Raw genomic sequence first — 17,396 nt, 5'->3', positions numbered from 1 at the left:
GCCCGGCCAGCCTCAGCGCGCATTACTTGCGAGCGGCCATTACGGCGTCGGCAACATGCTTCGGAGCTTCGGAGTAGTGCTTGAACTCCATGGAGTAAGTCGCACGACCCTGGGTAGCGGAACGCAGGTCGGTGGAGTAACCGAACATCTCGGCCAGCGGTACTTCGGCCTTGATCTTCTTGCCACCCAAACCATCGTCGTCCATACCCTGAACGATGCCGCGACGACGGTTCAAGTCGCCCATCACATCGCCCATGTACTCTTCCGGAGTTTCCACTTCCACCGCCATCATCGGCTCGAGGATGCACGGACCGGCGCGGCGCATGGCTTCTTTGAATGCCAGGGAGCCCGCCAGTTCGAACGCGATCTGCGAGGAGTCGACGTCGTGGTAGGAACCGAAGGTCAGACGCACGGTAACGTCAACCACCGGGAAGCCGGCGAGAATACCGCTGGACAGGGTGTTCTGAATACCCTTGTCCACGGACGGAATGAATTCACGCGGAATCACGCCACCCTTGATCTCGTCGACAAACTTGTAGCCATTGCCTTCGCCGGACGGCTCCAGGGTAATGACTGCATGGCCGTACTGACCCTTACCACCGGACTGCTTGACGTGCTTGCCGTCAACGTCGGTAACGACTTTGGTAATGGTTTCGCGGTAAGCCACTTGCGGAGCGCCAACGTTGGCTTCAACGCCAAATTCACGCCGCATGCGGTCAACCAGAATTTCCAGGTGCAGTTCGCCCATACCGGAAATAATGGTCTGGCCGGATTCTTCGTCGGTACGCACGCGGAACGACGGGTCTTCCTTGGCCAGGCGGTTCAGGGCAACGCCCATCTTCTCCTGGTCGGCCTTGGTCTTCGGCTCAACGGCAACGTGAATCACCGGCTCCGGGAACTCCATGCGCTCCAGGATGATTTCGGCGTTCAGATCGCACAGGGTTTCGCCGGTGGTCACTTCTTTCAGGCCAATGGCGGCGGCGATGTCGCCGGCACGCACTTCTTCCAGCTCGATACGGTCGTTCGCCATCATCTGCACGATACGGCCGATACGCTCTTTCTTGCCCTTGATGGAGTTCAGCACGGTATCACCGGACTTCACCACACCGGAGTAGACGCGGAAGAAGGTCAGCTGACCAACGTACGGGTCGTTCATCAGCTTGAACGCCAGAGCCGAGAACGGCTCGTCGTCGGAAGCGTGACGCTCGGCCGGCTTGCCGTCGGTTTCACCCGCGATGGCCGGAATGTCGATCGGTGCCGGCAGCAGTTCAATCACGGCATCCAGCATGCGCTGAACACCCTTGTTCTTGAACGCGGAGCCGCACAGCATCGGCTGAATTTCGCAACGCAGGGTACGCTCGCGCAGGCCGGCGATGATTTCTTCCTCGGTCAGCGTTTCGCCGCCCAAGTACTTGTCCATCATCTCGTCGCTGACTTCAGCAGCGGCTTCGACCATTTTCTCGCGCCATTCTTCGGCCACGGAAACCAGATCGGCCGGGATGTCGCCGTATTCGAATTTCATGCCCTGGGACGCTTCATCCCAGATGATGGCCTTCATCTTCAACAGATCGACCACGCCGGTGAAACCATCTTCAGCGCCGATAGGCACAACGATGGGCACCGGATTGCCGCGCAGGCGAGTCTTCACCTGTTCAACCGCACGGAAGAAGTTGGCGCCTTGACGGTCCATCTTGTTCACGAAGGCGATACGCGGAACTTTGTACTTGTTAGCCTGACGCCATACGGTTTCAGACTGGGGCTGAACGCCGCCCACCGCGCAGTACACCATCACCGCGCCGTCCAGTACACGCATGGAACGCTCTACCTCAATGGTAAAGTCCACGTGTCCCGGGGTGTCGATGATGTTGAAGCGGTGCTCGGGGAACTGCATCCCCATACCTTTCCAGAAGGTGGTCACAGCAGCGGAGGTGATGGTAATGCCACGCTCCTGCTCCTGCTCCATCCAGTCAGTGGTGGCAGCGCCGTCATGAACCTCGCCCAGCTTGTGGTTCACACCGGTGTAAAACAGAATACGCTCGGTAGTGGTCGTCTTACCGGCGTCAATGTGAGCGGAGATACCGATGTTACGGTAACGCTCAATGGGGGTTTTCCTTGCCACGATCTACACCTTAAATAGTGGGTCTGCTTAGAAGCGGAAGTGCGAGAAGGCCTTGTTGGCTTCTGCCATACGGTGCACTTCGTCACGCTTCTTCATCGCGCCGCCACGGCCTTCGGCCGCGTCGAGCAACTCACCAGCCAGGCGCAGGTCCATGGACTTTTCGCCGCGCTTGCGCGCAGCGTCGCGCAGCCAACGCATGGCCAGAGCCATACGACGCGACGGACGTACTTCAACAGGAACTTGATAGTTGGCACCGCCTACACGGCGGCTTTTTACTTCAACAACCGGCTTGGCGTTGGCCAGAGCGGTGTTGAATACTTCCAGGGCATTCTTGCCGGATTTCTTTTCGATCTGTTCCAGAGCACCGTAGATGATGCGTTCTGCAACGGATTTCTTGCCATCGATCATGACTACGTTCATGAACTTGGACAGGTCCTGGGAACCGAACTTCGGATCCGGCAGGATTTCGCGCTTGGGGACTTCTCTGCGACGTGGCATGTTACTTCCTTAGATTATTCAGTTGAGCTTTGGCTCATGACTACCCAATGGAGCAGTCACTTACTAGACGACCCTGAGTGTTGATCAGGCCGCCTTGAGTGCAACCCAATTACTTGGGACGCTTGGCGCCGTACTTGGAACGAGCCTGTTTACGGTCTTTAACACCTGCGGTGTCGAGGGAGCCGCGAACGGTGTGGTAGCGAACACCCGGCAAGTCTTTTACACGACCGCCGCGGAGCAGCACTACGGAGTGTTCCTGCAGGTTGTGGCCTTCACCACCAATGTAGGAAATCACTTCGAAACCGTTGGTCAGACGAACCTTGCACACTTTACGCAGAGCCGAGTTCGGCTTCTTCGGAGTGGTGGTGTAGACACGGGTGCACACGCCACGCTTCTGCGGGCAGGCTTCCAGCGCAGGCACCTTGCTCTTCGCCTTGATGGCGACGCGGCCTTTGCGAACGAGTTGGTTAATGGTTGGCATTACTATCAGTTCCTAGTTGAAGCTCTCCAGCGGCAACACGCCGCCAGAAAGGACGGAGGATTATATTTTAGTCAACGTCCTACCGTCAATGAAAACAACGCCGCCCCATCACCTTAACCGTTGATAGGGCAGCGTTTTTTCAACACTTTGCGTCAGGGCCTTCCGAGGCGGGCAATTCCGCCCCTTTCCGGCCAGGACGACTAAGCGTTATTCGTTGCTGTCGAGCGCGTCGGCCGGGGCGATGTCGAAGAACTGAGCTTCGGCCGCTTCCAGCGTATGCTGCGTCGAACCGCGACGGGTGCGGTGGTAAGCCAGGCCGGTACCCGCCGGGATCAGACGACCGACGATCACGTTTTCCTTCAGGCCGCGCAAGTCGTCCTTCTTGCCCATGATCGCCGCTTCGGTCAGCACGCGGGTGGTTTCCTGGAAGGAAGCCGCGGAGATGAAGGAGTCGGTGGACAAGGACGCCTTGGTGATACCCAGCAGCACGTTTTCGTACTGCGCAGGCTCACGGCCTTCCGCCAGCATCTTGTCGTTCATTTCCAGCGCGTCGGCGCGTTCCACCTGCTCGCCCTGGATGAACTCGGTGTCGCCGCTGTCGGAGATGATCACGCGACGCAGCATCTGGCGAATGATCACCTCGATGTGCTTGTCGTTGATCTTCACGCCCTGCAGACGATACACCTCCTGCACCTCTTGAACGATGTAGCGGGCCAAGGCCTCGATACCCTGCAGACGCAGAATGTCGTGCGGATCCACCGGACCGTCGACGATGGATTCGCCGCGGTTCACCACCTGACCGTCGTGCACCAGCACGTGCTTGTCTTTCGGGATCAGGTTTTCGTAACCATTGCCTTCCAGATCGGTGATGATCAGGCGCTGCTTGCCCTTGGTGTCCTTGCCGAAGGAGATCGTACCGGTCACTTCCGCCAGCATGCCGGCGTCTTTCGGCGAACGCGCTTCAAACAGCTCGGCCACACGCGGCAGACCACCGGTAATATCGCGGGTCTTGGACGATTCTTGCGGGATGCGGGCCAGCACTTCGCCCTTGCCCACTTCCTGACCGTCGCGCACCGTGATAATGGCGCCCACCTGGAAGGTGATCGATACCGAGGCTTCGGAACCGGCCAGCTTCACTTCGTTGCCGTTGTCGTCCAGCAGCTTCACCAGAGGACGCAGCATCTTGGACTGAGAACCGGCGCGGCGCTTCGGATCGATCACCACCAGCGTCGACAGACCCGTCACTTCGTCGGTCTGCTTGGCTACGGTGTTGCCCTCTTCCACGTTTTCGAACTTCACGCGGCCCGCGTACTCGGTGATGATCGGACGGGTGTGCGGGTCCCAAGTGGCCAACACCGCGCCCGCCTTGATCACCAGACCGTCGGTGACCATCAGGGTCGCGCCGTACGGCACTTTGTGACGCTCGCGCTCACGGCCCATATCGTCGTGGATCACCACTTCGCCGGAGCGGGTGATGACGATCAGCTCGCCCTTGGTGTTCGCCACATAGCGCATCTGACTGGAGAAGCGCACGGTGCCGTTGGACTTGCCCTCCACCTGGCTGGCGGCCGCGTTTCGCGACGCCGCGCCACCGATGTGGAAGGTACGCATGGTCAGCTGGGTGCCCGGTTCGCCAATGGACTGGGCGGCGATCACGCCGATGGCTTCGCCGGCGTTGACGCGCTTGCCGCGCGCCAGGTCGCGACCATAGCACTTGGCGCACAGGCCGTAGCGGGTGTCGCAAGTGATGGCGGTACGCACCTTCACTTCGTCGATGCCCAGGCTGTCCACCACGTCCACCAGATGCTCGTCCAGCAGGGTGCCGGCTTCGATCACGGTCTCGCCGGTGGACGGATCCACCAGGTCGATCGCGGCCACGCGGCCCAGGATGCGGTCGCGCAGCGGTTCGATCACGTCGCCGCCTTGCAGCACGGCCTTCATGGTGAAGCCGTTGCTGGTGCCGCAATCGTCCTCGATCACCACCAAGTCCTGGGTCACGTCGACCAGACGACGCGTCAGGTAACCGGAGTTCGCGGTCTTCAAGGCGGTATCCGCCAGACCCTTACGCGCACCGTGAGTGGAAATAAAGTACTGCAGTACGGTCAGGCCTTCGCGGAAGTTCGCAGTAATCGGCGTCTCGATAATCGAGCCGTCCGGCTTGGCCATCAGACCCCGCATGCCGGCCAGCTGCTTGATCTGAGCGGCGGAACCCCGCGCGCCCGAGTCGGCCATCATGTAAATGGAGTTGAAGGATTCCTGATCGACTTCCTTGCCTTCGCGGTCCAGCACCTTCTGCTTGGACAGCTCGTCCATCATCGCCTTGGCGATCTTGTCGCCGGTGCGGCCCCAGATGTCCACTACCTTGTTGTAGCGTTCGCCCTGGGTCACCAGACCTTGACGGTACTGCTCTTCGATCTCTTTGACTTCCTTCTGCGCGTCGGCGAGCAGGTCGACCTTCTTGGCCGGGATCTGCATATCGTCCACGCAAATGGAGATGCCGCCGCGAGTGGAGTAGGCGAAACCGGTGTACATCAACTGGTCGGCGAAGATCACGGTATCGCGGATGCCGCAACGGCGGAACGATACGTTGATCAGCTTGGAGATTTCCTTCTTCTTCAGCGCCTTGTTGATGTGCTCGAACGGCAGGCCTTTCGGCAGGATGTCGGACAGAATGGCGCGGCCCACGGTGGTGTCGTAACGCTTGATCACCGGCTGGAACTCGCCCTGCTCGTCTTTTTCCCACTCGCGCAGACGCACGGTGATGCGCGTCGCCAGTTCAACCTGACGGGTTTCGTAGGCGCGATGCACTTCCTTGGTATCCGCGAACACCATGCCTTCGCCCTTGCCGTTCACCTTATCGCGGGTCATGTAGTACAGACCCAACACGATATCCTGCGACGGCACGATGATCGGGTCGCCGTTGGCCGGGGACAGCACGTTGTTGGTGGCCAGCATCAGGGTGCGGGCTTCCATCTGCGCTTCCAGCGACAGCGGCACGTGAACAGCCATCTGGTCACCGTCGAAGTCGGCGTTGAACGCCGCGCAAACCAGCGGGTGCAGCTGGATGGCCTTGCCTTCGATCAGCACCGGCTCGAACGCCTGAATACCCAGGCGGTGCAGCGTCGGCGCGCGGTTCAGCAGCACCGGATGCTCGCGGATCACGTCTTCCAGGATGTCCCAGACTTCCGGCACTTCCTGCTCTACCAGCTTCTTGGCCGCCTTGATGGTGGAGGCCAGACCCATCACTTCCAGCTTGTGGAAGATGAAGGGCTTGAACAGTTCCAGCGCCATTTTCTTAGGCAGGCCGCACTGATGCAGACGCAGGGTCGGGCCCACGGTAATCACGGAACGACCGGAGTAGTCCACGCGCTTACCCAGCAAGTTCTGACGGAAACGACCGCCCTTGCCCTTGATCATGTCGGCCAGCGACTTCAGCGGACGCTTGTTGGCGCCGGTCATCGCCTTGCCGCGACGGCCGTTGTCCAGCAGCGAGTCAACCGATTCCTGCAGCATGCGCTTCTCGTTGCGCACGATGATGTCCGGCGCGCGCAGTTCCAGCAGGCGCTTCAGACGGTTGTTACGGTTGATCACGCGGCGGTACAGATCGTTCAGATCGGAAGTAGCGAAGCGACCGCCGTCCAGCGGCACCAGCGGACGCAGTTCCGGCGGCAGCACCGGCAGCACTTCCAGGATCATCCATTCCGGCTTCATGCCGGAACGTTGGAAGGCCTCCAGCACTTTCAGGCGCTTGGAGATCTTCTTGATCTTGGTGTCGGAGCTGGTGGCCTTGAGTTCGGCGCGCAGGGTCTCGATCTCGCTGTCCAGGTTCAGCTTCTTCAGCAATTCCTTGACCGCTTCGGCGCCCATCATGGCGACGAACTCTTCACCGTACTGGTCTTCCTTGTCCAGGAAGTCCTCTTCGGTCAGCAGCTGACGGTATTGCAGCGGGGTCATGCCCGGATCGGTCACCACGAACGCTTCGAAGTACAGCACGCGTTCGATGTCGCGCAGCGTCATGTCCAGCACCATGCCCAGACGCGACGGCAGCGACTTCAGGAACCAGATGTGCGCGGTCGGGCTGGCCAGCTCGATGTGGCCCATGCGTTCGCGACGCACCTTGGACAAGGTGACTTCCACGCCGCACTTCTCGCAGATCACGCCGCGATGCTTCAGGCGCTTGTACTTGCCGCACAAGCACTCATAGTCCTTCACCGGTCCGAAGATGCGCGCGCAGAACAGGCCGTCGCGTTCCGGTTTGAAGGTACGATAGTTGATGGTTTCAGGCTTTTTTACTTCACCATAAGACCAGGAACGGATCTTGTCAGGCGAGGCGATGCCGATCTTAATCGCATCAAACTCTTCTTCTTGCGTAACTTGCTTAAAGAGGTCGAGCAGAGCTTTCATTGCGTCTCCAGTCAGGGGACAGGCGCGGCGGCTTGCCGCGCCCATTCAACCCAATCAATAACGTTCCAGGTCCATGTCGAGGCCGAGCGAACGGATTTCCTTCACCAGCACGTTGAAGGATTCCGGCATGCCGGCATCGATCTTGTGCTCGCCCTTGACGATGTTCTCGTACACCTTGGTACGACCGGTCACATCGTCCGACTTCACGGTCAGCATTTCCTGCAGGGTGTAGGCGGCGCCGTAAGCTTCCAGCGCCCAAACCTCCATCTCACCGAAACGCTGGCCGCCGAACTGGGCCTTACCGCCCAGCGGCTGCTGAGTCACCAGCGAGTACGGGCCGGTGGAGCGCGCGTGCATCTTGTCGTCGACCAGGTGATGCAGCTTCAGATAGTGCATCACGCCCACGGTGACCTTGCGGTCGAAGGCTTCGCCGGAGCGGCCGTCGTACAGGGTCATCTGGGTCTTGGACTCATTAAAGCCCATTTTCTCGGTCAGCGGGTCCGCATCCGGGTAGGCCAGATCCAGCATGTGCTTGATCTCGGTCTCCTTGGCGCCGTCGAACACCGGCGTCGCGAACGGCATGCCCTTGCGCAGATTGTCCGCCAGGGCCAGCACTTCGTCGTCGCTCAGCGAGGCGATGTCCTCGACCTTGCCCGCTTCGTTGTAGATGCGCTCCAGATAGCCGCGCACCAAGGAAGCGTTCTGCTGATCCTTGATCATGCGGTCGATGCGCTCGCCGATGCCCTTGGCGGCCCAACCCAGATGCACTTCCAGGATCTGACCGATGTTCATACGCGACGGTACGCCCAGCGGGTTCAGCACGATGTCGACCGGACGGCCGTCGCCCATGTAAGGCATGTCTTCGATCGGCAAGATGCGCGATACCACGCCCTTGTTGCCGTGACGGCCGGCCATCTTGTCGCCGGCCTGCAGGCGGCGCTTAACGGCCAGGTAAACCTTAACCATCTTCTGCACGCCCGGCGGCAGCTCGTCGCCCTGGGTCAGCTTGCGCTTCTTGTCTTCGAACTTGAGGTCGAATTCTTCGCGCTTCTGCGCCAGGCTTTCCTTGATCAGTTCCAGCTGCTTGGCGATGTCTTCATCGGCCATGCGGATGTCGAACCAGTCGTGCTTGGACGGCAGATCGGCCAGGTATTCCTGATCGATCACAGTGCCTTTCACCAGACGCTTCGGACCGCCGTTGGCCACTTTGCCCACGATCAGACGCTCGATACGGCTGAAGGCGTCGTTGTCGAAAATACGCAGTTGGTCGTTCAGGTCCAGGCGATAGCGCTTCAGTTCCGAATCGATGATGGACTGGGCGCGCTTGTCGCGCTCAATGCCTTCGCGGGTGAACACCTGAACGTCGATCACGGTGCCCACGGTGCCGGTCGGCACGCGCAGCGAGGTGTCCTTCACGTCGGAAGCCTTCTCGCCGAAGATCGCGCGCAGCAGCTTCTCTTCCGGGGTCAGCTGGGTTTCGCCCTTAGGCGTCACCTTGCCCACCAGCACATCGCCGGCTTCGACTTCGGCGCCGATGTACACGATGCCGGATTCATCCAGACGGCCGGCCATGCGCTCGGACAGGTTCGGGATGTCGCGGGTGATTTCCTCGGGGCCCAGCTTGGTGTCGCGGGCAACCACGGACAGTTCTTCGATATGGATCGAGGTGTAGCGGTCTTCGGCGACCAGCTTCTCCGAGATCAGGATCGAGTCCTCGTAGTTGTAACCGTTCCACGGCATGAAGGCGATGGTCATGTTCTGACCCAGCGCCAGCTCGCCCAGATCGGTGGAGGCGCCGTCGGCCACCACGTCGCCACGGGCGATGTGGTCGCCCACTTTCACCACCGGACGCTGGTTGATGTTGGTGTTCTGGTTGGAGCGGGTGAACTTGGTCAGGTTGTAGATGTCCACGCCCACTTCGCCGGCAACGGCTTCTTCGTCGTTGACGCGAACCACCACGCGGGTCGCGTCGACATAGTCGACCACGCCGCCGCGACGCGCCACCACGGTGGTGCCGGAGTCAACCGCCACCGAGCGCTCGATACCGGTGCCCACCAGGGCTTTTTCCGGACGCAGGCAAGGCACGGCCTGGCGCTGCATGTTGGCGCCCATCAATGCGCGGTTGGCGTCATCGTGTTCCAGGAACGGAATCAGCGAAGCGGCGACGGACACCACCTGACCGGTGGCCACGTCCATGTACTGTACGCGGTCCGGAGTCGCCAGAATGGTTTCGCCCTTCTCGCGGCAGGTCACCAGCTCGTCGATCAGCGCGCCTTCTTCGCTCAACTCGGCGTTGGCCTGAGCAATCACGTAGCGGCCTTCTTCGATCGCGGACAGGTAGTCGATCTCGTTGGTGACCTTGCTGTCCACTACCTTGCGGTACGGGGTTTCCAGGAAGCCGAACTCATTGGTGCGCGCATAGACGGACAAGGAGTTGATCAGACCGATGTTCGGGCCTTCCGGCGTTTCGATCGGGCACACGCGGCCGTAGTGGGTCGGGTGTACGTCGCGCACTTCGAAACCGGCGCGTTCGCGGGTCAGACCGCCCGGGCCAAGAGCCGATACGCGGCGCTTGTGGGTGATTTCCGACAGCGGGTTAGTCTGGTCCATGAACTGGGACAGCTGCGAGGAGCCGAAGAACTCCTTGATCGCGGCGGACACCGGCTTGGCGTTGATCAGGTCGTGCGGCATCAGGTTGTCGGATTCCGCCTGATTCAGGCGTTCCTTGACCGCGCGCTCCACGCGTACCAGGCCGGCGCGGAACTGGTTTTCGGCCAGTTCGCCCACCGAACGCACGCGACGGTTACCCAGGTGATCGATATCGTCCACTTCGCCGCGGCCATTGCGCAGCTCGGTCAGGATGGCGATCACGGACACGATGTCTTCAGTCGACAGCGTGCCTTCCATCACATCGCGACGCTCGGCGAACTTCTCGCCGATCAGCACCTTGAACCACTCAGGGGTCTTGTCGTCGAATTTGTACTGGTAGGTGCGCGAGCTGAACTTCATGCGGCCCACGCGCGACAGATCGTAGGTTTCTTCGCTGAAGAACAGACGCTGGAACAGCGCTTCCACCGCGTCTTCCGTCGGCGGTTCGCCCGGACGCATCATGCGGTAGATGGCCACGCGGGCCTGCAGCTGGTCCTGGATGTCGTCGGCGCGCAGCGTCTGGGAGATGTAGGAGCCCTGATCCAGATCGTTGGTGAACAACACTTCCACCTGCTGGATATCGGCCAGCGCCAGCTTGGCCAGCACTTCCTCGGTCACTTCGTCGTTGGCGCGCGAAATCAGCTCGCCGGTGTCGGCGTTGGCGACGTTGTGCGCCAGCACCTTGCCCAGCAGCGCGTCGGCCGGCACTTCGATGCGGTCCAGCTCAGCGGTCTGGATGTCGCGGATGTGCTTGGCGGTAATACGCTTGTCCTTGGCCACGATCAGCTTGCCGTCGGCGGCAACGATGTCGAACTTGGCCACTTCGCCCTTCAGACGATCCGGAACCACGCGCATGAACACGCCGCTCTTGGTCAGGTAGAAGGTGTCGAAGCTGTAGAACTCGGACAGGATTTCTTCGTTGGTGTAACCCAGCGCCTTCAGCAGGATGGTCACCGGCATCTTGCGGCGACGGTCGATACGGAAGTACAGCAGGTCTTTCGGGTCAAACTCGAAGTCCAGCCAGGAACCGCGGTAAGGAATCACGCGGGCGGAGAACAACAGTTTGCCGGAGGAATGAGTCTTGCCGCGGTCGTGCTCGAAGAACACGCCCGGGGAACGATGCAACTGAGAAACGATGACGCGCTCGGTGCCGTTGATGATGAACGAACCATTGGTCGTCATCAGCGGGATTTCGCCCATGTACACTTCGTTCTCGCGCACTTCCTTCACCACCGGCTTGGAAGACTCTTTGTCGAAGATGGTCAGACGGATGCGCGCGCGCAACGGAGCGGCGTAGGTAATGCCGCGCAGCTGGCACTCCTGCACGTCGAACGGCGGCTCGCCCAAGACGTAATGAGCGAAGTCCAGACGCGCATAGCCATTATGGCTGATGATCGGATAGATCGATTTGAACGCAGCCTGAAGGCCCACATCCCTACGCTGGTCAAGCGGCACACCCAACTGGAGAAATTCGGTGTAGGAATCAATCTGGGTCGCCAACAGGAATGGGACATCGAGAACACTGGCACGCTTCGCAAAACTTTTACGAATACGCTTCTTCTCAGTAAACGAATAACTCATAGAGTCTCCATCGAGGTGGGGTGGCGCAAGCAAGAAACCAAAAGTCAGCAGCCACGCTCAATAATTGCTGGCTTTTACCTTCTTCGTTTCGGCCAACTACAAGCGCAATAAGGCTGGCGGATTTCTCCGCCAGCCTCACCCTCTTTTTTCAAAGAAGATTATTTGATTTCAGCCTTAGCACCGGCTTCGGTCAGCTGTTTCAGGATGTCGTCGGCTTCAGCCTTCGCCACGCCTTCTTTCAGGGCTTTCGGAGCGCCGTCAACCAGGTCTTTGGCTTCTTTCAGGCCCAGACCGGTGATTGCGCGCACAACCTTGATCACGCCAACCTTGTTGTCGCCAGCGCCAGTCAGGATAACGTCAAACTCGGTTTTTTCTTCAGCGGCAGCAGCGCCGGCGCCAGCCGGGCCAGCAACAGCAACAGCAGCGGCGGAAACGCCGAACTTCTCTTCGAACGCCTTAACCAGGTCGTTCAGTTCCATCACGGTCAGACCAGCAACGGCCTCGAGGATGTCTTCTTTGGTGATTGCCATGTGAAAATCTCCTGAATTCTATAAGAATCAAATAAGTTAAGCGGCTTCGGCTTGCTTCTTGTCGGACAGGGCGGCCAGCGCGCGGGCGAAGCCAGCGACCGGAGCCTGCATAACGTAGAGAAGCTTGGACAGCAGTTCTTCGCGGCTCGGGATGGACGCGAGCTCAGCAACCTGAGCGGCATTCAGCACCTGGCCATCGTAGGAACCTGCTTTGACGATGATTTTGTCGTCAGCCTTGGCATATTGATGCAGCACCTTGGCAGCAGCTACCGGGTCGGTGGAAACAGCGTAAACCAGCGGGCCGACCATTTGGTCAGCCAGACCGGCAAACGGAGTGCCTTCCACAGCACGGCGAACCAGCGTGTTCTTCAGAACGCGCAGGTATACGCCATTCTCGCGCGCCTGAGCGCGGAGTTTGGTCATGCTGCTTACCTCGATGCCCCGATATTCAGCGATAACGAGGGTCTGAGCGTCTGCCAGCGTGGCAGATACTTCAGCTACGACCGCCTTTTTATCTTCGATATTGAGACTCAAGGTCTACCTCCTAGACTGAAATGAAGCGAAAGGATTTTCGCTTCGCTTTGCAGCGGCGACCTACATCAGGAGACATCATAAAGAACTGGTGCTCATGGGCGGAATTGAACCGCCGACCTCTCCCTTACCAAGGGAGTGCTCTACCCCTGAGCTACATGAGCTTGAACTTTGTTCAGAAGCCTGTTTCGGGTACACCATCTGCGTAGGGTGCGGACTTCCATACCGGCAAATCTGTGATTAAGCCTTGCGGCGCCTACGGTCTTTGACAACCTGGCAAGCGAACTTGCCAGCCCAAAGCCTTGGCGAGGCGGCGAACCGCCCCGCCAAACTCAAACAGCGATTAAGCGCTGATCGAGTTGGTATCTACACGAGCGCCGACACCCATGGTGCTGGATACGGCGATCTTTTTCAGATACACGCCCTTGGAAGCTGCCGGCTTGGCTTTCACCAGGGCATCAACCAGAGCGGAGAAGTTTTCACGCAGGGCTTCGGCTTCGAAAGAAGCACGGCCGATGGTGGCGTGAACGATACCGGCCTTGTCGGTACGGTACTGAACCTGACCGGCCTTGGCGTTTTTCACGGCCTCGGCTACGTTCGGGGTCACGGTGCCCACCTTCGGGTTCGGCATCAGGCCGCGCGGGCCCAGGATCTGACCCAGCTGACCCACAACGCGCATGGCGTCCGGGGAGGCGATCACGATGTCGAAGTCCAGATTGCCGGCTTTAACCTGCTCGGCCAGATCGTCGAAACCAACGACTTCCGCGCCAGCGGCTTTAGCGGCTTCAGCGTTCGCGCCTTGAGCGAACACGGCAACACGTACGGACTTGCCGGTACCGCGCGGCAGAACCACGGAACCACGAACCACTTGGTCGGATTTACGCGGATCCACGCCCAGATTCACGGCCACGTCGATGGACTCATCGAATTTGGCGGTAGCGGCGGCTTTCACCAGGGAGATCGCTTCGTCGATAGCGTACAGCTTGTTGCGATCAACGCCAGCCTTCAGAGCTTGCAAGCGCTTGGAAACCTTAGCCATTACACGCCCTCCACTTCCAGACCCATCGAACGGGCGGAGCCGGCGATGGTGCGAACAGCGGCGTCCAGATCAGCAGCGGTCAGATCCGGCTGCTTGGTCTTGGCGATTTCTTCCAGCTGAGCGCGAGTCACTTTACCCACCTTGTCGGTATTGGCCTTGGCCGAACCGGACTTGATGCCAGCAGCCTTCTTCAGAAGGATGGTGGCCGGCGGGGTCTTCATCACGAAGGTGAAGGACTTGTCCGCGAATGCGGTAATCACTACGGGAATCGGCAGACCCGGCTCAACGCCTTGGGTCGCGGCGTTGAACGCCTTGCAGAATTCCATGATGTTCAGACCACGCTGACCCAGGGCCGGACCGATCGGCGGCGACGGGTTGGCTTTGCCAGCGGGCACTTGCAGCTTGATATAGCCGACAATTTTCTTTGCCACGATTAAACTCCTAGTTTGGGTATAGCGCGAGCGTCAACTCGCTTCCCGACGAAAGCGCAACAGTATACACGCTTAAAAAAAGCTTGCCAAGAGGCAGACTTACAACTTCTCAACCTGACTGAATTCGAGCTCAACCGGGGTGTCGCGGCCAAAAATCTGTACCGACACGCGCAGCTTGTTGCGCTCGTAGTTCACTTCGTCGACCGAACCGTTGAAGTCGTTGAACGGGCCGTCGATGACGCGCACCTTCTCGCCCACTTCGAACAGCACCTTCGGCTTCGGCTTTTCCACGCCCTCTTGCATCTGCTGCATGATGGCCTCGACTTCCTTCTTGGAAATCGGCGCCGGGCGGTTGGCGGTACCGCCAACAAAACCGGTCACTTTCGGCGTGCTCTTGACCAGATGCCAGGTATCGTCAGTCATTTCCATCTCGACCAACACATAGCCCGGGAAAAACTTGCGCTCGGTAATGGAGCGACGGCCATTCTTGACGTCGACAACCTCTTCCACCGGCACCAGGATTTGACCAAATTGATCGGCGACATGAGAACGCTCGATGCGCTCGCGCAACGCCTTTTGCACGCTTTTTTCAAAGCCAGAATAAGCGTGAACCACATACCAGCGCATTGCCATTATTTACCTCGACCGAGAATCACATCATAAAACAACCAGGACAGACTGGAGTCCACCAACCACATGAACAAGGCCAGCACCAGCACGAAAACAAACACCATGCCGGTCATCTGCATCGCCTCTTTGCGAGTGGGCCACACCACCTTGCGAGCCTCAACCAGAGACTCGTTGGCGTAAGTGACGAAACTCTTGCCCGGCTGCGACAGCCAAACCGCCCCAACCGCCAGAATCACGCCGGCCACAAACGAAAGCGCGCGCAAAATACCCTGGTCCGCCGGAATCATGTAAAAGCCGACGATACCGGCCGCCACCAGCAAACCAGCCAACGCCAGCTTGATTTTATCTTGCATTTCCATGTCGATATCTTCTCTTGCGCGTATGCGACAAAAGACCAACCGGCGCACAAGCGCCGGCTGGTCTTAATTGGCAGGCCAGGAGGGTCTCGAACCCCCAACCCTCGGTTTTGGAGACCGATACTCTACCAATTGAGCTACTGGCCTTTAAACCTGATTAAGCGATGATCTTAGCCACCACACCGGCGCCGACGGTACGACCGCCTTCGCGGATGGCGAAACGCAGACCATCTTCCATGGCGATCGGAGCGATCAGCTCAACCGTGATCTCCACGTTGTCGCCCGGCATTACCATTTCCACGCCTTCCGACAGGGTAACGGCGCCCGTTACGTCGGTGGTGCGGAAGTAGAACTGCGGACGGTAGTTCGCGAAGAACGGGGTGTGACGGCCACCTTCGTCTTTGCTCAGTACGTATACCGAAGCCTGGAACTTGGTGTGCGGGGTGATGGAACCCGGCTTGGCCAGTACCTGACCACGCTCAACGTCTTCACGCTTGGTGCCGCGCAGCAGCACGCCCACGTTGTCGCCGGCTTGACCTTGGTCCAGCAGCTTGCGGAACATTTCCACGCCGGTGCAAGTGGTCTTCGCGGTAGCCTTCAGACCCACGATTTCCAGTTCTTCGCCGACTTTAACAATGCCGCGCTCCACGCGACCGGTTACCACGGTGCCGCGGCCGGAGATCGAGAACACGTCTTCGATCGGCAGCAGGAACGGCTTGTCGATGGCGCGTTCCGGAGTCGGGATGTAGGAATCCAGAGCAGCAGCCAGCTTGAAGATGGCCGGTTCGCCGTATTCGGACTGGTCGCCTTCCAGCGCCAGACGAGCGGAGCCGATCACCACCGGGGTGTCGTCGCCCGGGAAGTCGTAGGAAGACAGCAGATCGCGAACTTCCATTTCAACCAGTTCCAGCAGCTCAGCGTCGTCCACCAGGTCGGCCTTGTTCAGGAACACGATGATGTACGGAACGCCAACCTGACGGGACAGCAGGATGTGTTCGCGGGTTTGCGGCATCGGACCGTCAGCGGCCGAGCACACCAGGATAGCGCCGTCCATCTGGGCAGCACCGGTAATCATGTTCTTAACGTAGTCGGCGTGACCCGGGCAGTCTACGTGAGCGTAGTGACGGGACTCGGTTTCGTATTCTACGTGAGCGGTATTAATGGTAATACCGCGAGCCTTCTCTTCCGGCGCGCTGTCGATCTGGGAGTAGTCCTTGGCTTCGCCACCGAACTTCTTCGACAGAATAGTGGTGATCGCAGCGGTCAGAGTGGTTTTACCATGGTCCACGTGACCGATGGTGCCGACGTTTACGTGCGGTTTAGTCCGCTCGAACTTTTCCTTAGCCATGGCAAAATTTCCTGGATACGAAACAACACAAAGTAAATGGTGGTGCCCATGGGCAGAATTGAACTGCCGACCTCTCCCTTACCAAGGGAGTGCTCTACCCCTGAGCTACATGGGCCCTTTAAAACAGGCTACACGCTTGGAGCGGGTGAAGGGAATCGAACCCTCGTCGTAAGCTTGGAAGGCTTCTGCTCTACCATTGAGCTACACCCGCCTGCAACAACAACCTCGAGCGACTTTCATCGCACACGCCAAGACGCTAAATTCTGGTGGAGGGAGAAGGATTCGAACCTTCGAAGGCAGAGCCGTCAGATTTACAGTCTGATCCCTTTGACCGCTCGGGAATCCCTCCTGAAAGAGACCCGAATATTATAGATAGCCCCGATGGCCGTCAACCGGTTTTTGCATTTTTTTCTAATTATTTTGCCCGCAAAAGCAAAGCGCCCCGGCAAGCCCGGGGCGCTTCCAATAAATTCAAAAACTTAGCGCGTCACGCCTGGCCGGATATCCGCAGATACTTCTGATGCAAGACCTCTTGAGTCTCCTCGTGAGACGGATCCAGAGGGATGCAATCGACCGGACAGACCTGCTGGCATTGCGGCTCGTCGTAGTGGCCGACGCACTGGGTGCACAGATTGGGGTCGATTTGATAGATTTCCTCGCCTTGGGAAATCGCGTTATTGGGGCACTCCGGCTCACAGACGTCGCAGTTGATGCATTCGTCGGTAATCATCAAAGACATAGTAAATTCCTCAAGTATTCCACAACATGAATTTTGTCACCCGACAGTCGGGCTCGCAAG

At 59.1% G+C, this 17,396-nt stretch carries 13 protein-coding genes and 5 tRNA genes; all 18 read right to left on the bottom strand.

All coding sequences use genetic code 11. The features are described 5' to 3' along the window. Positions 1–22: 22 nt before the first annotated feature. Positions 23–2,119, bottom strand: coding sequence for an elongation factor G (gene fusA / locus QUG03_RS15630; RefSeq protein ID WP_107797909.1), 2,097 nt, complete (start codon positions 2,117–2,119; stop codon positions 23–25). A gap of 27 nt (positions 2,120–2,146) precedes the next feature. Next, complete coding sequence (rpsG, locus tag QUG03_RS15625; protein WP_019103492.1) at positions 2,147–2,617, bottom strand: 30S ribosomal protein S7; 471 nt, start codon at positions 2,615–2,617, stop codon at positions 2,147–2,149. A gap of 109 nt (positions 2,618–2,726) precedes the next feature. Further along, complete coding sequence (gene rpsL, locus QUG03_RS15620; RefSeq protein WP_019103491.1) at positions 2,727–3,098, bottom strand: 30S ribosomal protein S12; 372 nt, start codon at positions 3,096–3,098, stop codon at positions 2,727–2,729. A gap of 207 nt (positions 3,099–3,305) precedes the next feature. Continuing rightward, positions 3,306–7,502, bottom strand: coding sequence for a DNA-directed RNA polymerase subunit beta' (gene rpoC / locus QUG03_RS15615; protein ID WP_107797908.1), 4,197 nt, complete (start codon positions 7,500–7,502; stop codon positions 3,306–3,308). Between the two features lie 54 nt (positions 7,503–7,556). Then, positions 7,557–11,732, bottom strand: coding sequence for a DNA-directed RNA polymerase subunit beta (gene rpoB / locus QUG03_RS15610; RefSeq protein WP_107797907.1), 4,176 nt, complete (start codon positions 11,730–11,732; stop codon positions 7,557–7,559). Between the two features lie 158 nt (positions 11,733–11,890). After that, positions 11,891–12,262: a 50S ribosomal protein L7/L12 gene (gene rplL / locus QUG03_RS15605; protein WP_019102910.1), complete on the bottom strand. Its 372-nt coding sequence runs from the start codon at positions 12,260–12,262 to the stop codon at positions 11,891–11,893. A gap of 36 nt (positions 12,263–12,298) precedes the next feature. Then, the gene (rplJ, locus tag QUG03_RS15600; RefSeq protein ID WP_107797906.1) at positions 12,299–12,796 is read right to left on the bottom strand and encodes a 50S ribosomal protein L10; all 498 of its coding nucleotides are present in this window, start codon (positions 12,794–12,796) and stop codon (positions 12,299–12,301) included. Positions 12,797–12,882: 86 nt separating this feature from the next. Then, positions 12,883–12,957: transfer RNA gene (locus QUG03_RS15595), tRNA-Thr, on the bottom strand. Between the two features lie 179 nt (positions 12,958–13,136). Beyond that, the gene (rplA, locus tag QUG03_RS15590) at positions 13,137–13,832 is read right to left on the bottom strand and encodes a 50S ribosomal protein L1 (RefSeq protein ID WP_048416069.1); all 696 of its coding nucleotides are present in this window, start codon (positions 13,830–13,832) and stop codon (positions 13,137–13,139) included. Then, entirely contained in the window at positions 13,832–14,263 is a 432-nt protein-coding gene (gene rplK / locus QUG03_RS15585; protein ID WP_048416070.1) for a 50S ribosomal protein L11, read from the bottom strand. Before rplK ends, rplA begins: the two co-directional genes overlap by 1 nt. A gap of 99 nt (positions 14,264–14,362) precedes the next feature. Then, positions 14,363–14,896, bottom strand: coding sequence for a transcription termination/antitermination protein NusG (gene nusG, locus QUG03_RS15580; RefSeq protein ID WP_048411720.1), 534 nt, complete (start codon positions 14,894–14,896; stop codon positions 14,363–14,365). After that, a complete protein-coding gene (gene secE / locus QUG03_RS15575; protein ID WP_107797905.1) occupies positions 14,896–15,252 on the bottom strand; it encodes a preprotein translocase subunit SecE in 357 nt (118 codons plus the stop codon). The genes nusG and secE overlap by 1 nt, the downstream gene beginning before the upstream one ends. A 68-nt stretch (positions 15,253–15,320) precedes the next feature. After that, positions 15,321–15,396: transfer RNA gene (locus QUG03_RS15570), tRNA-Trp, on the bottom strand. Positions 15,397–15,406: 10 nt separating this feature from the next. Continuing rightward, entirely contained in the window at positions 15,407–16,597 is a 1,191-nt protein-coding gene (gene tuf, locus QUG03_RS15565) for an elongation factor Tu (protein ID WP_227106574.1), read from the bottom strand. Positions 16,598–16,637: 40 nt separating this feature from the next. Continuing rightward, positions 16,638–16,712, bottom strand: a tRNA-Thr gene (locus QUG03_RS15560). A gap of 22 nt (positions 16,713–16,734) precedes the next feature. Continuing rightward, positions 16,735–16,808, bottom strand: a tRNA-Gly gene (locus tag QUG03_RS15555). 53 nt (positions 16,809–16,861) lie between these two features. Beyond that, positions 16,862–16,946 (bottom strand) — tRNA-Tyr (locus QUG03_RS15550). A gap of 138 nt (positions 16,947–17,084) precedes the next feature. After that, positions 17,085–17,336 (bottom strand): YfhL family 4Fe-4S dicluster ferredoxin, encoded by a 252-nt coding sequence (locus QUG03_RS15545; RefSeq protein ID WP_107797927.1) that lies wholly within the window; start codon positions 17,334–17,336, stop codon positions 17,085–17,087. Positions 17,337–17,396: the final 60 nt, after the last annotated feature.

This window comes from Chromobacterium sp. CCUG 30098, assembly GCF_059916605.1.
The sequence above is the reverse complement of the archived record's forward strand: the minus strand, read 5'-3'. Positions and strand labels throughout refer to the sequence as shown.